General features: G+C 66.5%; 21 protein-coding genes. 9 read left to right on the top strand and 12 right to left on the bottom strand.

Annotated features, from left to right (window positions below; all coding sequences use genetic code 11):
* The first annotated feature begins 394 nt into the window (after positions 1-394).
* The 6 genes from ACYX4S_RS16000 to ACYX4S_RS16025 all read left to right on the top strand — a co-directional run bounded on the left by ACYX4S_RS16000 (position 395) and on the right by ACYX4S_RS16025 (position 7,129).
* On the top strand, positions 395-2,008 hold the full coding sequence (locus tag ACYX4S_RS16000) for a phosphoenolpyruvate carboxykinase (protein ID WP_476360923.1): 1,614 nt from the start codon (positions 395-397) through the stop codon (positions 2,006-2,008).
* Positions 2,009-2,256: 248 nt separating this feature from the next.
* The gene (locus ACYX4S_RS16005; protein WP_422067667.1) at positions 2,257-2,616 is read left to right on the top strand and encodes an XdhC family protein; all 360 of its coding nucleotides are present in this window, start codon (positions 2,257-2,259) and stop codon (positions 2,614-2,616) included.
* A gap of 6 nt (positions 2,617-2,622) precedes the next feature.
* Complete coding sequence (locus ACYX4S_RS16010; protein ID WP_476360924.1) at positions 2,623-3,336, top strand: XdhC family protein; 714 nt, start codon at positions 2,623-2,625, stop codon at positions 3,334-3,336.
* On the top strand, positions 3,333-4,973 hold the full coding sequence (locus ACYX4S_RS16015; RefSeq protein ID WP_476360925.1) for an NTP transferase domain-containing protein: 1,641 nt from the start codon (positions 3,333-3,335) through the stop codon (positions 4,971-4,973). The genes ACYX4S_RS16010 and ACYX4S_RS16015 overlap by 4 nt, the downstream gene beginning before the upstream one ends.
* Before the next feature lie 255 nt (positions 4,974-5,228).
* Positions 5,229-5,438 (top strand): hypothetical protein, encoded by a 210-nt coding sequence (locus ACYX4S_RS16020; RefSeq protein WP_293719126.1) that lies wholly within the window; start codon positions 5,229-5,231, stop codon positions 5,436-5,438.
* A 149-nt stretch (positions 5,439-5,587) separates the two neighbouring features.
* Positions 5,588-7,129, top strand: a complete 1,542-nt coding sequence (locus ACYX4S_RS16025) for a cryptochrome/photolyase family protein (RefSeq protein ID WP_476360926.1) — start codon at positions 5,588-5,590, stop codon at positions 7,127-7,129.
* A gap of 172 nt (positions 7,130-7,301) precedes the next feature.
* Here the strand turns inward: ACYX4S_RS16025 and rpsL are convergent, their stop codons facing one another.
* From rpsL to dnaA, 6 genes are all read right to left on the bottom strand, one after another.
* The gene (rpsL, locus tag ACYX4S_RS16030) at positions 7,302-7,673 is read right to left on the bottom strand and encodes a 30S ribosomal protein S12 (protein ID WP_422067662.1); all 372 of its coding nucleotides are present in this window, start codon (positions 7,671-7,673) and stop codon (positions 7,302-7,304) included.
* A 115-nt stretch (positions 7,674-7,788) separates the two neighbouring features.
* A complete protein-coding gene (gene gyrB / locus ACYX4S_RS16035; protein ID WP_476362881.1) occupies positions 7,789-10,230 on the bottom strand; it encodes a DNA topoisomerase (ATP-hydrolyzing) subunit B in 2,442 nt (813 codons plus the stop codon).
* Positions 10,231-10,424: 194 nt separating this feature from the next.
* Entirely contained in the window at positions 10,425-11,048 is a 624-nt protein-coding gene (locus ACYX4S_RS16040) for a LysE family translocator (RefSeq protein ID WP_476360927.1), read from the bottom strand.
* 31 nt (positions 11,049-11,079) lie between these two features.
* Positions 11,080-12,225 (bottom strand): DNA replication/repair protein RecF, encoded by a 1,146-nt coding sequence (recF, locus tag ACYX4S_RS16045; RefSeq protein WP_476360928.1) that lies wholly within the window; start codon positions 12,223-12,225, stop codon positions 11,080-11,082.
* Positions 12,226-12,344: 119 nt separating this feature from the next.
* Positions 12,345-13,463 carry a DNA polymerase III subunit beta gene (gene dnaN, locus ACYX4S_RS16050; RefSeq protein WP_422067659.1) on the bottom strand — a complete coding sequence of 373 codons (1,119 nt, stop codon included), beginning with the start codon at positions 13,461-13,463 and terminating at the stop codon, positions 12,345-12,347.
* A 193-nt stretch (positions 13,464-13,656) separates the two neighbouring features.
* Entirely contained in the window at positions 13,657-15,150 is a 1,494-nt protein-coding gene (gene dnaA / locus ACYX4S_RS16055) for a chromosomal replication initiator protein DnaA (protein WP_476360929.1), read from the bottom strand.
* Positions 15,151-15,840: 690 nt separating this feature from the next.
* Between dnaA and ACYX4S_RS16060 the strand changes: the two genes are divergently transcribed.
* Entirely contained in the window at positions 15,841-16,140 is a 300-nt protein-coding gene (locus ACYX4S_RS16060) for a hypothetical protein (RefSeq protein WP_476360930.1), read from the top strand.
* Positions 16,141-16,561: 421 nt separating this feature from the next.
* Here ACYX4S_RS16060 and rpsT read toward each other — a convergent pair whose 3' ends face one another.
* The 3 genes from rpsT to mutM all read right to left on the bottom strand — a co-directional run bounded on the left by rpsT (position 16,562) and on the right by mutM (position 18,840).
* Positions 16,562-16,828, bottom strand: coding sequence for a 30S ribosomal protein S20 (gene rpsT, locus ACYX4S_RS16065; RefSeq protein ID WP_293719138.1), 267 nt, complete (start codon positions 16,826-16,828; stop codon positions 16,562-16,564).
* A gap of 216 nt (positions 16,829-17,044) precedes the next feature.
* Entirely contained in the window at positions 17,045-17,818 is a 774-nt protein-coding gene (locus ACYX4S_RS16070; protein ID WP_422067657.1) for an enoyl-CoA hydratase, read from the bottom strand.
* Between the two features lie 113 nt (positions 17,819-17,931).
* Complete coding sequence (gene mutM / locus ACYX4S_RS16075) at positions 17,932-18,840, bottom strand: bifunctional DNA-formamidopyrimidine glycosylase/DNA-(apurinic or apyrimidinic site) lyase (protein ID WP_476360931.1); 909 nt, start codon at positions 18,838-18,840, stop codon at positions 17,932-17,934.
* 238 nt (positions 18,841-19,078) lie between these two features.
* On the opposite strand from mutM, the gene ubiE reads away from it, so the two are divergent.
* Together ubiE and ubiB are read left to right on the top strand one after the other, a co-directional pair.
* Entirely contained in the window at positions 19,079-19,876 is a 798-nt protein-coding gene (gene ubiE, locus ACYX4S_RS16080; RefSeq protein ID WP_476360932.1) for a bifunctional demethylmenaquinone methyltransferase/2-methoxy-6-polyprenyl-1,4-benzoquinol methylase UbiE, read from the top strand.
* Positions 19,877-19,883: 7 nt separating this feature from the next.
* Complete coding sequence (gene ubiB / locus ACYX4S_RS16085) at positions 19,884-21,452, top strand: 2-polyprenylphenol 6-hydroxylase (RefSeq protein WP_476360933.1); 1,569 nt, start codon at positions 19,884-19,886, stop codon at positions 21,450-21,452.
* Positions 21,453-21,474: 22 nt separating this feature from the next.
* Here ubiB and ACYX4S_RS16090 read toward each other — a convergent pair whose 3' ends face one another.
* From ACYX4S_RS16090 to atpD, 3 genes are all read right to left on the bottom strand, one after another.
* Positions 21,475-22,071: an alpha-ketoglutarate-dependent dioxygenase AlkB family protein gene (locus tag ACYX4S_RS16090; protein WP_476362882.1), complete on the bottom strand. Its 597-nt coding sequence runs from the start codon at positions 22,069-22,071 to the stop codon at positions 21,475-21,477.
* A 244-nt stretch (positions 22,072-22,315) separates the two neighbouring features.
* Positions 22,316-22,723: a F0F1 ATP synthase subunit epsilon gene (locus ACYX4S_RS16095; protein ID WP_476360934.1), complete on the bottom strand. Its 408-nt coding sequence runs from the start codon at positions 22,721-22,723 to the stop codon at positions 22,316-22,318.
* A gap of 24 nt (positions 22,724-22,747) precedes the next feature.
* A complete protein-coding gene (gene atpD / locus ACYX4S_RS16100) occupies positions 22,748-24,187 on the bottom strand; it encodes a F0F1 ATP synthase subunit beta (protein ID WP_422067654.1) in 1,440 nt (479 codons plus the stop codon).
* Between the last annotated feature and the right edge of the window lie 15 nt (positions 24,188-24,202).

A 24,202-nucleotide genomic window follows, 5' to 3' on the forward strand; every position in this document is an offset into this window, starting at 1 on the left:
CCCACCCGGCCCCGCCAGGACCGACGACCACGTTTGAGCGTTCCCCATGAACAAGAATCCCGAGCCCGCATGTACGGCCCTGCGCGCGGACCGAATGAAGCGAATATTCCATACGGACATGTTCGGTCCCATAATTAATTTGCCGGATGAAATAATATATTTTGCGCCTATCAAGTACTAAATCGATTTAAACGACAAGTCTCGCGCCCTGTTCCGCTTGTTGATCGAAATCGCATCAACTAGGTTCGCCTTGCTCAAAACGAAGATGGATACCTCGCGGACCAGAGGCGGGATCGGTTGCGCCGGGCAACCGGAACCCGGCGGGGAAAATCCGTCTCGCTCGAACCACCAGCGGACAAGCGCCCGGCAAACCGAGACAGGGATCCAAGGAAACATGGCGGACAAGGGCGTAGGGCAGCAATCGGCTCCCGTGGACACGTGCGGGCTTGCCGGGCTTGCGGGGCTTCACCACAATCTCACGGCATCTGCGCTCTATGAGCATGCCATCGCCCGGGGCGAGGGCGACATCGCGGCCGGCGGCGCGCTGGTGGTCGAGACCGGCGTTCACACCGGGCGCTCCCCCAAGGACAAGTTCGTCGTTGTCGACGAAACCACCCATGACACCGTGTGGTGGGACAACACCGCGTCCATGACCCCGGAGGCCTTTGCACGCCTTCATGCCGACATACGCGAGCACGTGCGCGGCATGACGCTTTACGCGCAGGATCTTTACGGCGGCGCGGATCCGGACGAGCGGATCTCCGTGCGTGTCTTCACCGAGTACGCCTGGCACTCGCTCTTCATCCGCAACCTGCTAATCCGCCCGGATGCTTCCGAGCTCGCCGGTTTCGACCCGGAAATGACGATCATCGACCTGCCGAGCTTCAAGGCCGATCCGGAGCGGCACGGCTGTCGCACCGATACGGTGATCGCCTGCGACTTTACCCGCAAGATCGTCCTGATCGCGGGAACGTCCTATGCGGGCGAGATGAAGAAGTCGGTCTTCTCGCTTCTCAACTTCCTGCTGCCGGGCCGCGACGTGATGCCGATGCACTGCTCGGCGAACGTCGGCGCCGACGGCGACTCGGCCGTTTTCTTCGGCCTGTCGGGCACCGGAAAGACCACGCTCTCCGCCGACCCGTCGCGCACGCTCGTGGGCGACGACGAGCACGGCTGGGGCCCGGACGGCATCTTCAACTTCGAGGGCGGCTGCTACGCCAAGACAATCAAGCTCTCGGCGGAGGCCGAACCGGAAATCTTCTCCACGACGCAGCGCTTCGGAACGGTGCTCGAGAACGTGGTGATGGATCCGGTCACGCGCACCGTGGACTTCGATGACGGTTCGAAGACCGAGAACACGCGCTGCGCCTATCCCATCGAGTTCATCTCCAACGCCAGCGAGACCGGGCGCGCGCCGCATCCGAAGAACATCATCATGCTGACGGCGGACGCCTTCGGTGTTCTTCCCCCGATTGCCAAGCTGACGCCGGCCCAGGCGATGTATCACTTCCTCTCGGGCTACACAGCGAAGGTCGCGGGCACCGAAAAGGGCGTCACCGAGCCCCAGGCGACCTTCTCGACCTGTTTCGGCGCTCCCTTCATGCCGCGTCATCCCTCCGAATACGGCAATCTCCTGCGCGAACTGATCGCGCGTCACGAAGTCGATTGCTGGCTCGTCAACACCGGCTGGACGAGCGGGGCCTATGGCACCGGCTACCGGATGCCGATCCGTGCCACGCGCGCGCTGCTCGGCGCCGCGCTCGACGGCTCCCTGCGTGAGGCGGAATGCCGTACGGACCCGCATTTCGGCTTCGCCGTCCCGGTGGCGGTGCCGGGTGTCGACAGCACGATCCTCGATCCGCGTTCGACCTGGGCAGACCCGATTGCCTATGACCGCCAGGCCGCGCGTCTGGTGGAGATGTTCGTCGCCAATTTCGCCAAGTTCGAGGAGCATGTGGACGGCACGGTGCTTGCCGCGGCTCCGACCCTGGCGGCAGCGGCCGAGTAGGCATCATCGCGGCAGCGGCCGCACGGATCTCTTGCCGGACGGGCGAAGCCATGGCTTCGCCCGTTTGCGTTTCGCCCATGCCTTGAGGGTCTCCGAAGCGCCCGGGAGGCGTTTCGCCACGGACCTCGCATTGTCTCCCCCGTGCACCAGCCCCAAATGATGCCTATAGTTCCCGCGACAGGGCACCGGCGGACAAACCCGTCCGCGTGTGTGTCGCGGAGATTTCCCGGTTCGGGACTGGAGGGCACATGCAGCAGGAAGCAGGGCAGGATGGCCCGGCGGCCAGCGTGATCGATCCGCTGACGCTGGCGGAGGCGTGGGCGCGCGAGGGCCGCCCGGTGGCGCTGGCCACGGTGGTCGAGACCTGGGGCTCGGCACCGCGCCCCGTCGGCGCGCATCTGGTGATCGACGCCGAGGGCAATTTTGAGGGCTCCGTTTCGGGCGGCTGCGTCGAAGGCGCGGTGGTCGCGGAGGCCGCCGACGTCATCGAGACGGGCAAACCCGCGATGCTCGAGTTCGGCGTCGCCGACGAAACGGCATGGCAGGTGGGTCTTTCGTGCGGCGGACGCATCCGCGTTCTCGTCGAGCCGATCGGCCACGGGGGCTGAACGACCATGGACCTCGACCTTCTCGCGCGGTTCAACGCCGCGCGCAGCGGCCGGCGCGCGGCCATTCTCGTCACGCCGATGGATCCGCAGGGTGCAACGTCCGGGCACCAGCGCCTTGTCGCCGAGACCGACGACCTCGCAGACGATCCCTTCGCGGAACCGCTCAGCGCGGCCTTCCGCTCGGGGCGCTCCGGCATCGTGACCGGACGCGGTGGCGAAAGCGCCTTCCTGACGGTGAGCGTACCGCCTCCCCGGCTGGTTCTCATCGGCGCGGTGCACATCAGCCAGGCATTGCTGCCGATGGCCGAGCTTGCCGGCTTCGACGTCACCGTGATCGATCCGCGCACCGCCTTCGCAACACCCGAGCGCTTTTCGGGCGGACGGCTTCTGGCGGAATGGCCGCAGGACGTTCTCGACGAGGTGGCCCTTGATCCGTACACCGCCGTCGCCGCGCTCACCCATGACCCGAAGATCGACGACGTTCCGCTGCAGGCGGCACTTGAGGCCGGATGCTTCTACGTCGGTGCGCTCGGCAGTCGCAAGACGCACGGTCGCCGGGTGGAACGACTGACACAGGCCGGCGTGTCCGAGGCGGCGCTGGCGCGGATCGACGCGCCCGTCGGCGCAGACATCGGCGCCGCGTCCCCGGCCGAGATCGCCGTCGCGGTTCTGGCGAACGTGATCCTGGCGTTGCGCAAGGGGGAAAGGAAGCGGCCGTGAAGTTCGGCTCCGTCGCGACCCGAAACGCCGAGGGTGCGATCCTCGCCCATACGATCCGCCTGGAGGACGGCGCCCTCAAGAAGGGTCAACGTCTCTCTGCAGCCGATGTCGACCGCCTCTCAACCGCCGGGATCGATGCCATCGTGGCCGCCAGCCTCGAGACCGGGGACTGTCACGAGGACCGTGCGGCGGAGCGTCTGGCCCGGGCCGCCGACGGCGGTGGCCTGACGCTGGAACCGCCGTTTACCGGCCGGGTCAATTTTCTGGCCGCCGGCAACGGCGTCCTTGTGATCGACGAAGCGGCGGTGGATGCGGCGAACCGTGTGGATCCCGCCCTGACGCTGGCGACGCTTCCCGCCTTTGCGCGGGTGACGCGCGGACGGATGGTCGCGACCGCGAAGGTGATCCCCTTCGCGGTCGGCGAGGACGCCGTGGCGCGCGCGGAAGCCGCTGCCCGGCGCGCGGTGCGCGTTGCCCCCTTCAGGGCCCGCAAGGTCGGCCTCGTCGCGACCCTCCTGCCCCACCTCAAGCCCTCCGTCATGGACAAGACGCGACGCATCACCGAGGCGCGTCTGGATGTGTCCGGTTCCACGCTGGTCGCCGAACACCGCGTCGCCCACGAAACGGAGGCCGTGGCGTCCGCGCTGACGAAGCTCCTGCACGGGGGCGCCGAGATGCTGCTCGTCTTCGGCGCATCCGCCATCGTCGACCGCGGCGACGTGATCCCGGCGGCAATCGAGCACGCGGGAGGGACGGTTGCGCACTTCGGGATGCCGGTCGATCCGGGCAACCTGCTGCTTGTCGGCGAGATCGACGGCGTTCCCGTGATCGGCGCGCCGGGTTGTGCGAGAAGCCCGAGCGAGAACGGATTCGACTGGGTCCTCGACCGACTGATGGCCGACCTTCCGGTCACCGAGGCGGACATCACCGGTCTCGGCGTTGGCGGCCTTCTGATGGAGATCGGATCGCGCCCCCAACCGCGAGAGGGCAAGCGCGACCGGAATGGACCACGGGACCGAACGCGCGAGATCGCCGGTCTCCTTCTGGCCGCCGGCCGCTCCAGCCGGGCGGAGGGCGCCAACAAGCTTCTGGCACGCCTTGGCGGAAAACCGCTCGTCCGCATCGCCGCCGAGAACGCGCTTGAAAGCGGGCTATCGCGCCTCGTCGTCGTGACCGGCCACATGCAGGGCGAGATCCGCGACGCTCTTGCCGGTCTCGACGTCGATATCGTGCACAACCCCGATTTTGCCGAGGGCATGGGCGGCTCGATCCGCACCGGGATGCGGGCCCTGCCCGAAAGCGCCGAGGCCGTCGCCATTCTGCTGGCCGACATGCCCGGGATCGACGCCACGGCAATCGACCGCCTGATCCGGGCCTACCGCCCGGAAGCCGGGCGCGCGATCATTGCCGCCACGCATGAGGGCACGCGTGGCAACCCCGTGCTCTTCGACCGGCTGTTCTTCGCAAGTCTGGCACGGCTGGAAGGCGATACGGGCGCCCGCAGGCTGATCGTCGAGAACGCCGGGCTCGTGGCCGAGGTCGAGATCGGCGCGGTGGCCCGTCACGACCTCGACACCCGGGCAGCCCTCGTTGCGGCAGGTGCCGACCTCGACGACGGGGCACCCTCTGGCGCCTGAGGGCTGGCCTTGCGATGAAGCCCCGCGTTTACCATGATGCTGCACCGCGAAAAAAGCATGGCTCCCATGCCGAGGTCGCACTTGGCCGCATCGGTTGTGACACTTATATAACCATGGTGTTTTTCACGAGGCCGCGTCTGCACAAGACATCGGGCCTGTCGCGGATCGCAAGTTCCCCTACTCCGGCCGGCGCCCGTCAAGGGCGACATCCCGTTCGGGCAGCGGTCCTTCGCGTTCATCGAAGAGGCAATGATCATGACCGAACTTCGCCTGCCGCGCTCCGGCCAATGCAAATGGGCCGAGGGCACTGGCGGAAACTACACGTTCCCGTGCAGCAACCGGGTCGAGCCCGGCGTTTCCTATTGCGTCGAGCACCACGCGCTTGTCTACATCGCGCCGGAAGAGCGCCGCCGCAGCCGCGCTTCCTCGCCGATGCTGTTCCGCGCGCAGAAGAAAGCCGCCTGACAAGGCACGTTCGCCCATCGTCGATGGGCGTTCAAAGGATTTGAGGCCGCCGGCATCTTGCCGGCGGCCTTTTTCGTGCGCGATCCGCCGCGCGCGACGGATCGTAGAAAGGGCGTCTGTCCGCTTCGCGCCCTCACACGAGATCCGCCATGCCCGTCGATGCGCTTGTCCTTGTCACCGCCGACCAGCTCTCGCACGATCTGTCTGCACTTGACGGGCTCGAACGCGCATCGACGGTGGTGCTCATGGTCGAGGTCGCGGAGGAAACCGACTACGTCCCCCACCACCGAAAGAAGATGGCGTTTCTCCTTTCCGCCATGCGTCATCATGCCGAGGACCTCGAACGCGCGGGCTGGAGCGTCGACTACGTACGGCTCGACGCGCCCGGCAACACGGGATCCTTCGGTGGCGAAATGGAGCGGGCGATCGACCGCCATGCACCGAAACGCATCCGGTTCACGCATCCGGGCGAGTGGCGCGTGCTCGAAATGGCGCGCGGCTGGGAGGAGCGGTTCGGCATCTCGGTCGAGATTCCGGAAGACACCCGTTTCATCTGTCCGACCCGGGATTTCCGTACCTGGGCGAAGGGTCGCAAGGTCTTTCGCATGGAGCACTTCTACCGCGAGATGCGGCGTAAGACCGGCTTTCTCATGGAAGGTGACGAGCCTGCGGGAGGACGATGGAACCTCGATGCCGAGAATCGCAAGCCCGCGGACGCCGACCTGTTCATGCCCCGCCCGCTGCGGATCGAACCGGACCGGATCACCCGCGAGGTGCTCGACATGGTCGCAAGGCGCTTCCCCGACCGCTTCGGCGATCTGGAGCCGTTCTCCTTTCCGGTGACCCGGACAGACGCCCTGCGCGCACTCGATCACTTCACGGAGACAGCGCTGGCCCGCTTCGGCGACTATCAGGACGCCATGCTGTCGGGCGAGCCGTTTCTCTATCATTCTCTGCTTTCGCCCTGTCTCAATGCCGGGCTTCTGAACCCTCTGGAAGTCTGCAGCGCGGTCGAGGACACCTATCTGGCCGGCAACGTGCCGCTCAACGCGGCCGAGGGCTTCATTCGCCAGATCATCGGATGGCGGGAGTACGTGCGCGGCATCTACTGGCTCAGGATGCCCGACTACGCGCGGGAGAACGCCCTGCAGGCGGACCGGCCGCTGCCCTGGTTCTACTGGAGCGGAGAGACCCGCATGGCCTGTGTCAGCGCCTGCGTGCGTCAGACGAAGGCCGAGGCCTACGCCCATCATATCCAGCGCCTGATGGTGACCGGCAATTTCGCGCTGCTTGCCGGCATCTCTCCGTCAAAACTGCACGAGTGGTATCTCGCGGTCTATGCGGATGCCTTCGAGTGGGTGGAGCTTCCCAACACCCTCGGGATGAGCCAGTTCGCCGACGGTGGCCTGCTTGGCTCCAAGCCCTATGCGGCGAGCGGGAACTACATCAGCAGGATGTCGGACTACTGCGGAAACTGCGCCTACGACGTGAAGGAAAAGACCGGGGAGACAGCCTGTCCGTTCAACCCGCTCTACTGGGACTTCCTGATGCGCAACAGGGACAGGCTTAAGGACAATCCGCGCCTCGCGCAGCCCTATCGGACCTGGGAGCGCATGAGCGACGACCGGCGACGGGACACGCTTTCAGCGGCGCGCCGCGTTCTGGCGCGGCTTGACGAGGAAACGCTCTGAGCCGAGCCGTGTGTTCGGCTCGGCGGGTCTCACACCCGACGCAAACGAGCGAAAGGCCCCCGGCAGGACACCGGGAGCCTTTCGCGTGCAAAGCACGACATCCGAAACGCAAGCAATGCGAAGTCGCGATGCAATGGCCGGTCGCTCGAAATGGCGCCCGGCCTCGCGCTGCTTACTTCGGGCGCTTGGAGCCGTAGAGCGAGCGGCGCTTCTTACGATCCTTGACACCCTGGGTGTCGAGGACGCCGCGGATGACGCGGTAGCGCACGCCCGGAAGATCGTTCGGGCCGCCGCCGCGCACGAGCACCACGGAGTGCTCCTGCAGGTTGTGGCCCTCGCCCGGGATGTAGGCGGTCACTTCGTTGCCGTTCGTCATGCGGACACGGGCAACCTTACGCAGAGCCGAGTTCGGCTTACGCGGGGTCGTGGTGTACACGCGGGTGCAGACGGCGCGCTTCTGCGGGTTTCCACCCAGCGACGGCGTCTTGGACTTGTTGATGGACGGCTTGCGGTTCTGACGAACCAACTGATTGATTGTCGGCATAGAGTCTTGCAGCTTGTTTTCGAGGAATGTCGTGGTGGCTCCCTATAGGGGGAACCACCGTTCTTGTCAAAGGGAGAATCCCCTCTCGCGGCGGTTTTGCGCCGACCGGCGGGGATTACACGTCGAGATTCGCAACCGAGAGCGCGTTTTCCTGGATGAAGGAACGGCGCGGATCGACATCGTCGCCCATCAGCTTGGTGAAAATGTCGTCGGCGGCATCCGCCTCCCGGATCTTCACCTGCAGCAGCGAACGGGCGTTGGGGTCGAGCGTCGTTTCCCAGAGCTGCTCGGCGTTCATCTCGCCAAGGCCCTTGTAGCGCTGCATGGAGATGCCCTTGCGTCCCTGCGCGAACACCGCCTCCAGAAGCGCGCGGGGGCCGCGGATCGCGGTTTCGTTCCCCTTGCGCGACAGGCTCGCCGCCTTGCCGTAGACCTCCTGGAGATGCTCGGTGCGGGCATCGAGCTTGCGCGCGTCGGCGGAGCCTAGAAGCGCCGCGTCGATGGTCGCAACCTCACGCACGCCACGCACGACCCGCTCGAACTGCAGGTCGCCGTTTTCCAGCACCTGGCCGCTCCATCCGCGCTCGAACTCCTCGGCGAGGATATCCAGACGGCGGGCGATATAGGCCGCCGCCTCCTCGGCCGCCGCTCGGTCATGCAGCTTGTCCACGTTGAGGGCGCCGGCGATCGCCGCCTGCTCCACCACGTCGCGGTCGTAGCGCGAATGCAGTCCGTCCAGGATGTAGGTCACCTGGCGTGCCTTCTCCACCGCGTCGCGCAGGTCGGCGCCAGCACGCACCTCGCCGCTCGCCAGCGTCAGCGAGCAGTCCTCGAGCCCGGTGTCGATCAGGTAGTTTTCCAGCGCCTCGTGATCCTTGAGGTACTGCTCGGAATTGCCGCGCTTGACCTTGTAGAGCGGCGGCTGCGCGATATAGACGTGCCCCTGCTCGATGAGGTCCGGCATCTGACGGAAGAAGAACGTCAGCAGCAGCGTGCGGATGTGGGCGCCGTCCACGTCGGCGTCCGTCATGATGATGATCTTGTGATAGCGCAGCTTCTCGAGATTGAACTCCTCCTTGCCAATGCCCGTGCCGAGCGCCGTGATCAGCGTGCCGATCTCGTTGGAGGAAAGCATCTTGTCGAAGCGCGCGCGCTCCACGTTCAGGATCTTGCCACGCAGGGGCAGGATCGCCTGGTTCTCGCGGCTGCGCCCCTGCTTGGCGGATCCGCCGGCCGAATCGCCCTCGACGAGGAAGAGTTCGGCCTTGGACGGGTCGCGCTCCTGGCAGTCGGCGAGCTTGCCGGGCAGCGAGGCAACGTCGAGCGCACCCTTGCGCCGGGTCAGTTCGCGGGCCTTGCGGGCGGCCTCACGGGCGCTTGCCGCCTCGACCACCTTGGAGACCAGGGTGCGCGCCGGGGCCGGATTTTCCTCCAGCCACTCGGAAAGCGCATGGTTGATGGCGCTCTCCACCACGGGGCGGACCTCGGAGGACACCAGCTTGTCCTTGGTCTGGGAGGAGAACTTCGGATCCGGCACCTTCACCGACAGCACGCAGGTCAGGCCCTCGCGACAGTCGTCGCCGGTCAGCGAAACCTTCTCGCGCTTCAAGAGGCCGGAGCTTTCCGCATAGGCCGTGACCTGGCGCGTCAGAGCGGCGCGGAAACCGGCCAGATGGGTACCGCCGTCGCGCTGGGGAATGTTGTTCGTGAAGCACAGCACCTGCTCGTGGTAGCTGTCGTTCCACCACATCGCCGCCTCGACGGTGATCCCGTCGCGCTCGACGCTCATGGTCACGGGCGCCTCGATGAGCGGGTGCTTGGCACGGTCCAGATAGCGCACGAAGGCCTCGAGCCCGCCCTCGTAGAACAGCTCGACCTCCTGATCCTCAACCCCGCGCTTGTCCGTCAGCAGGATGCGCACGCCCGAATTCAGGAACGCGAGTTCGCGCAAGCGGTGCTCCAACGTCGCGAAGTCGAACTCCACACGGGTGAAGGTCTCCGGCGAGGGCAGGAAGGTCACCTCGGTGCCCTTCTGGCCATTGGCCGGGCCGACCACGGACAGCGGCATTTCGGCGTCGCCATGGCGGAACCGCATGTGATGCTCGTTGCCGTTGCGCCAGATCCTGAGATCAAGCCAGGTCGACAGCGCGTTGACCACCGAGACGCCCACGCCATGCAGGCCGCCGGACACCTTGTAGGAATTCTGGTCGAACTTTCCGCCGGCATGCAGCTGGGTCATGATGACCTCGGCGGCGGAAACGCCCTCTTCCGGATGAAGGTCGGTGGGAATGCCGCGGCCGTTGTCCGTCACGGTGACGGACCCGTCCGCATTGAGCATCACGGTCACCCGGTCCGCGTGGCCGGCAAGGGCCTCGTCGATGGCGTTGTCCACCACCTCATAGACCATGTGGTGCAGGCCCGAGCCGTCATCGGTGTCGCCGATGTACATGCCTGGCCGCTTGCGCACCGCGTCCAGGCCCTTGAGAACCTTGATCGAACCCGCGCCGTACTCGTCGTTGGCGCCTTCGGCGGGAAGCGGTGCCGGATCGCCGGCCATCGGTGTGTCACTCATTCGAATCAGATGCTCGCTCGCTCGGGTGTAATCTTCAGTTATACGGGCTTGGCGGCCGTGTTCAACCGACGCCGGCAAAGGCCCTCGCGCGTCCGGGTCCGCTCGACGCGGGCAGGTCGCGACCACCGCATCGACGCATCGCGTTCACGGACCGGTCTGACATGCGAATCGGGCGAAATTCAGCGCGTCGCGACGGCAACGGCGGCACCCGCGATCATGGTTCCCGCCGATCTGTTGAGCAGGCGCACGGCGCGCGGGCTGGCAAAGATCCTGCGGGCCCGGTCGGCTGCAAGACAATAGACCGCCATCACCGACCCCACCACGACGAAGGCGATCAACGCGAGTTCGAAAAACCCGAACATCGTCACCGTTTCGAGCGGGATCAGGTTGGGCAGGAGCGCCAGGTAGAAGATCATGGTCTTGGGGTTGCCGAGTGTCAGCGCCAGCCCCGCCAGCATCAGGCGCAGGTCGCCGGACCGCTTTCGCTCTCCCTGGGGCAGAGGCGTCGCGATCCCCACGGCCGGCGCGTTCCACATCTTCCAGGCAAGCCACAGCAGATAGACCGCTCCGGCATATTTCACGACAAGGAAAGCGGTCGCGAATGTCTGAGCAACGACCGCCAGCCCGGCCACGACGACGCTCAGCCACACCACATCGCCAATGGCCATGCCGAGGCAAAAGGCAATCGCCCCCTCCCGTCCGCGTGCCAGAACGCGTCCGACAACGGCCGCGATGCCCGGACCTGGAATGACCGCGGCGACAAAGAGCGCACCGGCAAAGACGAGAAGCGGGGCAAGATCCATGAAGAGGCTTCCTTGAACAGCCGGCCACACACTAGCCGGAAAACGGCCGGGGCTCCGCGCCTCCGGCTTCGGACAATGCGATGATGGTTCCGCCTTCGGGCAGGCTTTCGAAAAGGGCGGCATCCGTACCGGTCATGAAGACCTGGCACGCGAGCGCCGACAGGCGCGCGAAGAGAGCCTCGCGACGCCCGGGGTCGAGATGGGCGGCCACCTCGTCCATCAGCAGCACAGGGGTCATTCCCGACACCGCCGTGGTGAGATCCGCATGCGCCAGGATAAGACCGATCAGCAGCGCCTTCTGCTCTCCCGTGGAGGCAAGCGCGGCCGGCATGTCCTTGGCGAGATGCGTGACGGCAAGGTCGGAGCGATGGGGGCCTTCCAGCGTCCGACCGGCAGCGCGGTCGCGAAAGCGTCCTTCCACGAGCCGCTCGCGATAGGCGTCCTCAAGGTCGGTGGCGTCCAGGTCCCCGGCCATGTCCTCGAAGGGGCCGGTCAGCCGGATCCCGGCCTGGGGAAACGGCAGGCCGAGTTGTGCCTGGGACGCGATACGCTCGCCAAGCAGGACCACCGCCTCGCGCCTTGCGTAGCTCACCGCAACGGCAAGCGGCGCGAGCTGGGCCTCGACGGCATCGAGAAAGGCGGACGAGCCGCCATCGTCCAGCAGTCTGTTGCGGGCCCGCAGCGTCTTTTCCAGGTCGGCGACCCGACGTCCGTGGCCGGGATCGACGGCAAGCACCAGGCGATCGAGAAAACGCCGCCGGTCACCGGCGGCGCCGGTGAAGAGCCCGTCCATGGCCGGCAGCAGCCACAGGACCCGCAGATGCTCCAGAAGCATGTCGGCCGAGCGCACGTCCTCGCCATCAATCCTGATGCGGCGACCGGCCTCGCCGGGTGCATGGCCAACACCGATGCGCGCCTCGCCGCATCCGCCTTCCAGCACGGCGGATACGGCAAAACCGCCCGTCGCGCCCTTGCGCACCATGTCGTCGAGCTGCGCCCGGCGCAGGCCCCGCCCCGGCGACAGCAGCGACACCGCCTCGAGAAGGTTGGTCTTGCCGACGCCATTCGCGCCGACGAGCGCAACCAGCCGCGCCTCGAAGCCGAGCGCGAGGGTCTCATGGTTCCGGAAGTTGGAGAGGGTCAGCCGGGAGAGCGCGACCCGGACCGGCTCGTTCATGGGTATCTCGTCCCGGGTCGTTCCGTCCCGCGCGCCCCCGGCGCGGCGAACCGCCCCGCGAGGGACGGTCCGGACAGTCTCATCCTGTTGCCGCCTGGCGGACGTGCGAACGTCGCGCGCTACACGCGCATGGGCATGAGCACGTAGAGCGTGTCCGTCGTGCCCTTGTCCTGCACCAGCGTCGGCGCCCCTGAGTCGGCGAACCGGAAGGACGCCGTATCGCCGCGAAGCTGGCCGGTGATCTCCAGCAGGTAGCGCGAGTTGAAGCCGATCTCCAGCGGATCGGCATCATAGTCGATCGCCAGTTCCTCGGTCGCCGACCCGGAATCCGGATTGACCACGGTGAGGATCATGCGGCCCTCGGACATGGCGAGCTTCACGGCCCGGCCACGCTCGGAGGAAATGGTCGACACGCGGTCGACAGCCGCCTTGAACTCGTCGCGGTCGACGAGCATTTCCTTGTCGTTGTGCTGCGGAATCACCCGCCCGTAATCGGGGAAGGTGCCGTCGATCAGTTTCGAGGTCAGAACGACGTCGCCGGTCGTGATGCGGATCTTGGTCTCCGAGATCTCGACGCGCGTGTCGGCATCGGGGTCCTCGAGGAGCTTCTGGATCTCGCCCACGGTCTTGCGTGGCACGATGACGCCGGGCATCCCCATGGCGCCGGAGGGCGCCGGCACCTCGGCACGCGCCAGGCGATGACCGTCGGTTGCCACGCCGCGCAGGCGATCGCCCTCCTCGCTGGTCACCGAATGCAGATAGATGCCGTTCAGGTAGTAGCGCGTCTCCTCGGTGGAGATGGCGAACTGGGTGGCGTCGATGATGCCGCGCAGCTCGCGCGCGCTCAAGCTGAAGCCATGGGTGAAGTCACCGGCGGTGATGTCCGGGAAGTCCGCCTCGGGCAGCATCTGCAGCGCGAAACGCGAGCGTCCTGCCCGGATTTCCAGCGTGGCGTTGTCGGAGGAGGTCTCGAGCGCGACCTGGGCGCCCTCGGGCAGCTTGCGCACGATGTCGTAGATCATGTGCGCGGGAACGGTGGTTGCGCCGGGCTGCTCCACATGGGCGGCGACCCGCTCGGAAATCTCCAGATCGAGATCGGTGGCCTTCAGCAGAAGCTCGCCGGCCTCGCAACGCAGCAACACGTTCGACAGGATCGGGATGGTGTTGCGGCGTTCGACGACACGGTGAACATGGGTCAGGGACTTCAGGAGGTCGGTCCGCTCAAGAGTCACTTTCATTGCGTCGTCCATTGTCGAGAAATTGAGCAAGATTGCCGGAAGATGCGGTGGATCCCGCGACGGCGAAATGGCCGTTGACACTGCCCCGCCGGCGGCAAAATTGCAAGAGAAAGAGGGCCGGACGCGGGCCGGCGTCCGGCCCTGATCCGGCCCGTCAAACTGGTGGAGCGGCGGAGGTTCCGCCGGGACCGCGTCAGCCGTCGAGCATGCGTTTCAGCAGATCCAGCTCCTGGGCAAGGATCTGGTCGTTGCGCGCCAGATCCTCGATCTTTCGCACCGCGTGAAGCACTGTGGTGTGATCCCTGTTGCCGAAGCGGCGGCCGATTTCCGGCAACGAGCGCGGCGTCAGGGTCTTGGCCAGGAACATGGCGATCTGCCGCGGGCGCACGATGGTGCGGGTGCGGCGCGCGGACAGAAGGTCCGCCTTGGACACGTTGTAGTGCTTGGAGACCACACGCTGGATCTCCTCGATCTTGACGCGGCGCGGCTCGGTGTTGCGCACCAGATCGCGCAGGGTGGCTTCCGCCATCTCCTGGGTGATCGGCTGATTGGTGAGCTGGTTGTGCGCGACGAGCCGGTTCAGCGCGCCTTCGAGATCGCGCCCGGAGTTGCCGACATTGCGGGCGACATAGTCGAGAACGCTCTCCGGCACCGCGAATGCGGAATGGGAGCGGCGAACGGCATCGACGCGATTGGTCAGGATCGCCCGGCGCAGGCCGAAATCAGGCTCGGAGATCGCCACGACCAGACCGCCGGCAAGGCGCGAGCGCATCCGCTCGTCGAGAGTCTCGAGATCGGAGGGCGGACGGTCGGCGGCCACGACCACCTGGCGGGCGCCATCGATCAGGGCGTTGAGCGTGTGGCAGAATTCCTGCTGAACCTGCTTGCCGTGCAGGAACTGCATGTCGTCGATCAGAAGCAGGTCGATGTTGCGCAGCTTGTCCTTGAACGCGAGCGCCGACTGGGCCTTCAGCGCCGCCACGAAGCGGTACATGAAGTGTTCGGCCGTCAGATAGAGGACCTTGCGTCCGGCGGCCGCGGCGGCGCTGGCGAGCGCCTGCATGAGGTGGGTCTTGCCGAGGCCGACGGAGGCATGGATGTAGAAGGGGTTGAAGGTGACGGACGGAGCCGTCGCCACCTGACGCGCGGCCGCCAGGGCAAGCTGGTTGGACTCGCCCTCCACGAAGGAGGAGAAGGTGTATTTGGGATCGAGCGCCGCGCCTTCCAGCCCGTCCGTGCCCGAGACTTCGCTCCGGGCGCGGGACGCTGCCGGTGCGGCGGGCTCCGAGACGCGCGCAGGGCGGGCATCGCCGCGCGAGGCCTCAAGGGTGTTGTCGACCACCTTCAGCGGCGTCGCCGGACGCAGCGAGGCGGGACGGGCCGCCTGCGACGGCGCCGGACGGGCACGCACGGCGCCGCGAACCGTCAGCTCGATGCGCATGACGTCCTCGCACTCACGCTGCCACATGGACATCAGCCGCTCGTGGTAGTGGGACTGGATCCACTGCTTGAGGAAGCGCGTCGGCACGGACAGGCGCACCATGCCGTCGGCATGCTCCTCCAGATCGACACGGGCGAACCAGCTCGTGAAGACATCCTCGCCAAGCTCGGCGCGGAGCCGTTTCTTCACCCGCGTCCAGTGGTCGATGCCTGCGGTCTCGGCTGCCGGCAGTCCCTGCAAACTCATCGTGATCGCCTCCAAATCCGTCAGGGTGTCCGCCGCCGCAGCCCCCGAGGGTCTCGCCTGTTGTCGTTTCGGCCGTCCGCCCCGTTAGGGGATCCGGCGGCCGGTTTATGGTGCGGCCTTTTCCGGCCGCTCGTTGGCGTCGCCTGGCGCACCTGCCGGGCGCGGCGACACAAGAAATCCCGTCGGCGCGGAAGGGTCCGCGCCGTGCCGTTCTGGTCCCGGCTCACTGAAAACCGCTCGCGTAACGAAGGGCTTGCCCCTGTCAGGCGGTGGCGGCCACGCAAGGCCGTTCGCTCGGATGGTCGTTGAGATCCCTCCCGCGACGCAGATCGCGGGAGGCAGGCGTTGCTGGGGTCAGGCCTCTGGCCGTCTGCCGCCTTGCCGCGCCGGAGCGGCACAAAAAGTCCATTGTGGTCCCATCGTCAAGCCCCTCTTTCCCCTTTCGCTCATGCGTTGCCGATCGGCAGCACTTTCGCGTCTTGTCGATCCACCTTGCCCAGGCGGGCCGCCCGATACCTGTTCCCCCGCGTGGCCCAAGGACCCGTGCCGGTATCGGCCCGCCGCTTTCCGCCGTTTCCAGCTCCGCCGATGCGGGACCGACGGCCCCGAAACGACGTGACACCGATTGTCGGCGGGCGACAGGCCCTTCAGGCTTGCGGGTTCCCGGCTGGCCCGGAGACATGCGCCGCGATGACGCATCCCGCCTCCCCGGTCCGGCAGGCCGCTTCACTCATTCCGAAGACAAGACGAACCCTGCTCGCCGAAACGCGCCGGCAAGACGATCCGATCAAATTTTCGGAAGAATTCTACTCTTTACTCACCTGCATCAAGTCGCGAGCGACCCCATGCAGCGGGGAACCCGAAGACATCCCGGAGAACGGATCCAAATCTGCCTATATTCGTATTTTGGCAAAAGTAAATCATTGCTCTACCAAGAGGCCCTGTCGTTTTTCTTTTCCGATTTGGTCGGGCGAGCGCCCGATGAAGTGAGAATACACAGGGCCTCACAGGCCCGCAACACGGGTGATCACCAATTCGTTGACGCACCCGGCGGGGAGCCGGATCGACTCCGGCAAGGCATTTGGCTTGCGCCTTTGGAACGCGTTCGGACTCAACGCGTTTTGACACCCGCCTCACGCGAAACACCCAATTTGCTGTGCATGAAAAAAAATTTTTGGGGTTCAATCTTGACAGGTCGCATTCACCCAGACCCAGCAACAGGAGACGGTAACATTGATGTAATCACTTGTTTTTAAATGCTTTTCCCTGCCATCGCCAAAAGGGCCGAGACATGTCGAATCGTCACGGGTATTTAGACGTATGAGCCATCCGAACCAGTGTCGTGGCAAAAGAAAAACCCGACCAGATGGCCGGGTTCGTCGTCGTCTCGCAGATGCCCGAAGGGGCCGTATCAGGCGCTGAGAGCCTTCACGCGCGAGCTGAGGCGGGAGATCTTCCGGGACGCGGTGTTGCGATGGAAGACGCCCTTGGTTACAGCGCGCATCAACTCCGGCTGGGCAGCCTTGAGAGCTTCGCTCGCCGCAGTCTGATCGCCGGAGGCAAGTGCCTCCTCGACCTTGCGCAGGTACGAGCGCACCCGGCTGCGGCGGGCCTTGTTGGTGGCCGTGCGACGCTCGATCTTCCGCGCCGCCTTCTTGGCCGAAGGGGTGTTGGCCATAGTGTATCCTGATCGGTTACTTGAACACTGTGCTCGCCGAGCCAGAGGCGGTTGCGTCAAACGCCTCCGTCACCCGGGTCAAACGAAAGCGGTGGCGGAACGGGCCGCCACCGGTCGGAAGGCTTATAGTCGCAGGCCCGCGTCCCGTCAACGTGAAAAGGCGGGATTTCGCAGCCGGAGTTGCCCGGCTGCGCGACATTTGCGGGACACGCCACCTCAGCGGTTGCGGAACTGGGGCGCACGCTTCTCGACGAAGGCGGCCATGCCCTCGCTCTGATCCTCGGAGGCGAACATGGAATGGAACACCCGGCGCTCGAAACGCACCCCCTCGGCAAGCGTCGTCTCGTAGGCGCGGTTGACGCTTTCCTTGGTCATCATCGTGATCGGCATGGAGAAGTCGGCGATCTTCTCAGCCACGCGCATCGCCTCGTCGACAAGCTCGGCCACCGGTACGATACGGCTGACGAGACCGGAGCGCTCCGCCTCCTCGGCATCCATCATGCGGCCGGTCAGGCACATCTCCATGGCCTTCGACTTGCCCACGAAGCGGGTCAGGCGCTGGGTGCCGCCGGCCCCCGGCATGACGCCCAGCGTGATCTCCGGCTGGCCGAACTTGGCGTTGTCGCCGGCCAGGATGAAATCGCACATCATGGCCAGTTCGCAGCCGCCGCCGAGCGCATAGCCCGCGACCGCGGCGATGACCGGCTTGCGGAAACGCGAGACCTGGTCCCAGGAGGTGATGAAGTCCTTCGTGTAGGCCTCGATGAAGGAAAGCGAACTCATTTCCTTGATGTCGGCGCCGGCGGCAAAGGCCTTTTCCGAGCCGGTCAGGACGACACAGCCGATCTTGTCGTCCTTCTCGAAACCGGCCAGCGCCTCGTTCAGCTCGGCGATGAGCTGCGAGTTGAGCGCGTTGAGCGCCTTGGGCCGATGCAGGGTGACGAGGGCGACGCGACCGCGCTTCTCGACCTGAATATTCTCGTATGCCATGAGACCTCCCCGGAGAGTCCGGCGGCACACCGGACGCGTGCCGCCTACCGGGGTCAAGGGGTAGCCGAAGGCGGCCCGCCCCGCAACCTGACAGGCCTGACGGGGGCGACCGCCTACTTCTGGCAGACGGGACAGTGAAAGGTGGAGCGGCCGGACTGGACGAGACGTGCGATCGTTCCCCCGCATCCGGCGCGCCGGCAGGGCTCGCCCTCGCGTCCGTAGACCGCGAAGGAATGCTGGAAATACCCGAGCTCGCCGTTGGCCTGGCGGTGGTCGCGCAGGGTGGAGCCGCCGGCCGCGATCGCCTCCTCGAGGACCGTGCGGACAGCCTCGGCAAGGCGCCGCGCGCCTGCCTCCGCCTTTCCCTTCGCCGTCGCGAGGGAACCGGCCGGCGCCACGGGAGACAAGCCCGCCCGGTGGAGCGCCTCGCAGACATAGATGTTGCCGAGCCCGGCAATCATCCGCTGGTCGAGCAGTGCCGCCTTCAACGGCGTCCGCCTGCCCGCGAACAGCTCCGCCAGCCGTTCGCCGGACAACGCGTTTCCGGTCGGCTCCAGCCCCAGATGGGAAAACAGCGGGTGGCTTTCCAGCCCGGCGCGGGTCGTCATCGTCATGAAGCCGAAACGGCGCGGGTCATTGTAGACGATGCGCATCGGCATGCCGGCCGCCGTCGCAAGATCGAAGACGACATGGTCGTGCTTGCGCGCCTCCGAGCGGGGATGCACGAATGCCGCCCCGCCCACGACCTCGCCCGGAGCGCCGTCTCCGCCCGCCTCGATGCGGAACGCGCCGGACATGCCCAGATGCATGACAATGACGGCGCCGTCGTCCAGGTCTGCGAGCAGGTACTTCGCCCGCCGGCCAAGCGCCGTCACCTCACGCCCCTCCACGGCCTTGGCGAAACCGTCGGGAAAGGGGAAGCGCAGGTCGGGACGAGCAAGGTGCAGACGCTCGACTCGCGCGCCCTCGAACACGGGCGCGAGGCCCCGGCGCACGGTCTCGACTTCGGGCAATTCGGGCATGGGCGGGATCCGTTTTCACTGCGGGGCCGGCCGTGAAACCGACCCTCTGGTCTTAGCGGAGCGAGCGCGGGCGTCAATGGCCCGGAGGATCCGGCCCGACCGATTGCCGCAGGCAGGCGATACGGACCTCCCGCGCCCGTGACCTTGGCCGGAAAATGCTGTAAGCCAACGCCGAATGACAGAACCACGCCGCCGGTCCAGACGTGACGAGAGCCGGCGCGATGACGGGGACACGCGCATGAGCGAGGCAACGGGCAGCGACAAGGCTCGCACTCAGGGGCCGGAAATGGCGACCAGCTTCGGCTTCCGCACGGTCCGCGAGGGATCCAAGCAGCCGCTGGTCAACGACGTCTTCCACCAGGTGGCAAGCCGTTACGACCTCATGAACGACCTGATGTCGGGCGGCCTGCACCGGGCCTGGAAGGACGCGATGGTCGCCTCCCTCGCCCCGCCGCGCTCCGATGCGCGCGCGTTTCGCGTGCTGGACGTGGCCGGCGGCACCGGCGACGTGGCGACCCGCATCGTGCGGGCCGGCGGCGCGCGGACCCAGGCGACCGTATGCGACATCAACGGCTCGATGCTGGCCGTCGGCCGGGAGCGGGCGGAAAAGGTGGGGCTCGACGGCGTGCTTTCCTTCGTCGAGGGCAACGCGGAGGATCTTCCCTTCCCGGACCGCTCGTTCGACGCCTACACGATCGCCTTCGGCATCCGCAACGTACCGCGCATCGACAAGGCACTTTCCGAGGCGCGCCGGGTGCTCAAGCGCGGCGGGCGCTTCATGTGCCTGGAGTTCAGCCAGGTGGACATGGCCGGCCTCGACAGGGTCTACGACCTCTTTTCCTTCAAGGTGATCCCGCCCATGGGCAAGCTCGTGACCGGTGACAGCGAGCCGTATCGCTATCTGGTCGAATCGATCCGCAAGTTCCCCAATCAGGAACGCTTCGCGGACATGATCCGCGAGGCCGGCTTCTCGCGGGTCAGCTACCGCAACTTCACCGGCGGAATCGCGGCCCTGCATTCCGGCTGGGCGATCTGAGGGCGCAATGGCACTGGCGTCTCTCTTCCGTCTCGCACGTGCGGGCTATGTCATGGCGCGCGAGGGCGTGTTCGGCATCATCGAATTGCCCGATCTCCCGCCGGCGCAACGCGTCGCGTTGCGGGTTGTGCGTCTGCTCGAGCGCCGCGCGGCAAAGGACAAGTCGGCCGACAAGCGGCTGTCCGACGCGCTCTCGCACCTCGGTCCGTCCTATGTGAAGCTCGGCCAGTTCATGGCGACACGGCCCGACGTGGTCGGCCGCGACATGGCGCAGGACCTCACGGCGCTGCAGGACCAGATCCCGCCGTTTCCGACCGAGGAAGCCAGACGCGTCGTGACCGAGCAGCTCGGCCGGCCGGTCGAGGACATCTTCGAGACCTTCGGCGAGCCGGTGGCCGCCGCCTCCATCGCCCAGGTGCATCCGGCAACGGTGCGCGACGCGGATGGCACCTTGCGCAAGGTCGCGGTCAAGATCCTGCGTCCGGGCGTCGCCGAGCGCTTCCGCCGCGACCTCAAGAGCTACTACCTGATCGCGCGCATCATCGAGCGGCTGCATCCGCCGTCCCGCCGCCTCCGCCCGGTCGCGGTGGTGGACACGCTCGCCCGTTCGGTGGAGCTGGAGATGGACTTCCGCCTCGAGGCGGCAGCACTTTCGGAAATGGGCGAGAATACCGCCGACGATCCAGGCTTCCGGGTGCCGTCGGTGGACTGGCCACGCACGGCGAAATCCGTGCTCACCATGGAGTGGATCACGGGCCGCAAGCTTTCCGACGTCGCAGGAATCGAGGCCGACGGTCACGACCTTCCCGCCATCGGGGCCAACGTGATCCAGTCGTTCCTGCGCCATGCGGTGCGCGACGGCTTTTTTCACGCGGACATGCACCAGGGCAACCTGTTCCTGGAGACCGATGGCACGCTCGTGGCGGTCGACTTCGGCATCACCGGCCGGTTGGGCCGGGCGGAGCGCCGCTTCCTGGCGGAGATCCTGTTCGGTTTCATCACCCGGGACTACCACCGGGTGGCCGAGGTCCACTTCGAGGCCGGATACGTGCCGTCCGATCAGGATGTCGACGTCTTCGCCCAGGCGATCCGCGCCATCGGAGAACCGATCCACGGCCATGACGCCTCCGAGATCTCCATGGCCCGCCTGCTGACCCAGCTCCTCGAGGTGACGGAGCTGTTCAACATGCGGACGCAGACCCAGCTCATCATGCTGCAGAAGACCATGGTCGTGGTCGAGGGCGTGGCGCGCACGCTGAACCCGCATCTCGACATGTGGCGCACCGCCGAGCCGGTCGTGCGGAGCTGGATCGAGCAGAACCTCGGCCCCGTCGCCCGACTCCAGGATGCGGCCTCGGGACTTGGCGCGCTCGGACGTCTGGCCGCCGACCTGCCGCTTCTTGCCGACCGCGCGCAACGGCTTTCCGCAGAGGTCGAGCGCATGGGCGAGAAGGGGTTCCGTTTCGACGCGGAAACCGCCGAGGCCATCGGCCGGGCCGAAGCCCGCCATTCGCGCTCGGGTCGCATCGCGCTCTGGGTCATCGCCGCCCTTCTGGCGATCGCCGTGCTCGGCTGAACGAACCGCCGGCCCTGGCTGCTCAGGTCACCCGTCGCAGGGTCAGGTTGATGCGCGCGTCATCGCGCACGAGGCTCGACGAGCCCGGCACGAGCCGGTCGATACCGTGATAGGCGAGCCGCGACGCGCCCGCGAGCACCACCACGTCTCCCGAGGCGAGCCGCATGGACCGTGTCGGATCCTTGCGCGCCTGCCCACCCAGCCGGAAGAGCGCGGTTGCTCCAAGCGACACGGACACGACGGGCACTGAAAAATCCGCCTCGTCCCGGTCCTGGTGGAGCCCCATGCGCGTGCCGGGTCCGTAGAAATTGACGAGACACGCCTCCGGCGGCGACGCGCCGGGCGCGACCTCCTCCCAGAGCGCCAGCAGGCTTTCCGGCATGGCCGGCCACGCGTGCCCGGTTTCCGGATGGGCCGCCTGATAGCGATAGCCCGAGAGATCCGACACCCAGCCAAGTGGCCCGCAGCTTGTCATGCGGACGGAAAACGGCTTTCCGGTTCGCGGCATCACGGGGGTAAACAGGGGCGCTGCGCGGACCACCTCGCGGATATCCTCCAGCAGCGCCTCCTGCGCCCCACGGTCGAAATGCCCGGCAAGCAGTCGAAATCCCTCCGGCATCACGAACGCCCGGCGCGGCTTTTCGGACCGGCCTTCCGCCTGATGTCTTTCGCTGTCGCTGGTCATGTCTCCCCGCTCCGGCTTCTGCCTCGCCCACACCTGCACCCGCTGCGCTCGAGCATGTGCAGCAGGCCGGCGCGAGTTCAAGGCCGTCAAACGGAAAACGCCCGGACGGAGATCCGCCCGGGCGTTTTCATGTTTGTCTCGTCCTGATCACGACCGGCGACTCGCGCCGGCCCCGAAATCAGAGCGACTGGAGCGCCGACTGCACGTCACGCAACTGCTGAAGGGTTTCAGACGCCCGGTCACGGGTCGCCTCGTCCTTCGCATCCGCGACGTCCTCTTCGGCGTCGGTGATCTGCTGCGCGATCTCGTCGGCCTTCAGGTCACTGCGCGCGATCGCCCGCTCGGCGAGAACGGTGAGACCACCCGCGTTGACCTCGGCAAAACCGCCGCGAACGAAGAAGTCGAGCTCTTCGCCAGACGTCCGGGACACCTTGAGGAACCCCGGGCGCAGCGTCGACACGAACGGCGCATGGCCGGCCATGACGCCGAACTCGCCCTCGCTTCCCGGCACGACCACCACCTGGACCTCCTCGGAGACCAGAAGACGCTCGGGGGACACGAGCTCGAACTTGATTGCTGCCGCCATAACGGTCCTCTGCTCCTGGTTGGGTTAGGCCGCTTCGGCCGCCAGGCGCTGTGCCTTCTCGATCGCCTCGTCGATGGAACCGACCATGTAGAAGGCCGCCTCGGGAAGGTGATCGTACTCGCCGTTCACCAGGCCCTTGAAGCCCTTGATGGTGTCCTCGAGAGCGACGAGCTTGCCCGGCGAACCGGTGAAGACCTCGGCCACGAAGAACGGCTGCGACAGGAAGCGCTCGATCTTGCGGGCGCGCGCCACGGTGAGCTTGTCCTCTTCCGACAGCTCGTCCATGCCGAGAATAGCGATGATGTCCTGGAGCGCCTTATAGCGCTGCAGGGTCGCCTGCACGGCACGCGCGGTCTCGTAGTGCTCCTCGCCGATGACACGCGGATCGAGGATACGCGAGGTCGAGTCGAGCGGATCCACGGCCGGGTAGATGCCCTTCTCGGCGATGGAACGGTTAAGCACCGTCGTCGCGTCGAGGTGGGCGAAGGTCGAGGCCGGCGCCGGATCGGTCAGATCGTCGGCCGGGACGTAAACGGCCTGCACCGAGGTGATCGACCCCTTGGTCGTGGTGGTGATGCGCTCCTGCATGGCGCCCATGTCGGTGCCAAGCGTCGGCTGGTAGCCCACCGCCGAGGGAATGCGGCCCAGAAGCGCCGACACCTCGGAGCCCGCCTGCGTGAAGCGGAAGATGTTGTCCACGAAGAAGAGCACGTCCTGGCCCTCGTCGCGGAAGTGCTCGGCGACCGTCAGGCCGGTGAGCGCCACGCGGGCACGGGCTCCGGGAGGCTCGTTCATCTGGCCGTAGACCAGCGCGCACTTGGACCCTTCCGTGGAGCCGTCATGCTCCTTGGGATCCTTGTTCACGTTGGACTCGATCATCTCCCAGTAAAGGTCGTTGCCTTCACGGGTGCGCTCGCCCACGCCGGCGAAGACGGAGTAGCCGCCGTGCGCCTTGGCGATGTTGTTGATGAGCTCCATGATCAGCACGGTCTTGCCGACGCCGGCGCCGCCGAACAGGCCGATCTTGCCGCCCTTGGCGTAAGGCGCCAGAAGGTCGACGACCTTGATGCCCGTCACGAGGATCTCGGCCTCGGTGGACTGGTCGGTGAAGGAGGGAGCCTCCTGGTGGATCGCGCGCTTCGTGTCGTGCGCGATCGGGCCCGCCTCGTCGACCGGCTCGCCGATGACGTTCATGATGCGGCCCAGGGTGCCGGCGCCGACCGGCACCGAGATGGCGATGCCCGTATCGGTCACGTCCTGGCCGCGGACGAGACCCTCGGTCGCGTCCATGGCAATGGTGCGAACCGTGTTCTCGCCCAGATGCTGCGCCACCTCGAGAACGAGGCGGTTGCCGTTGTTGTCGGTCTCAAGGGAATTGAGAATCGGCGGCAGGTGGTCGTCGAACTTGACGTCGACGACGGCGCCAATGACCTGCGTGATGCGCCCGACTGCTTTGTCAGCCATTTTGCTTTCCTCGTC

The sequence above is a fragment of the Stappia sp. ABD4_338 genome (assembly GCF_056312175.1).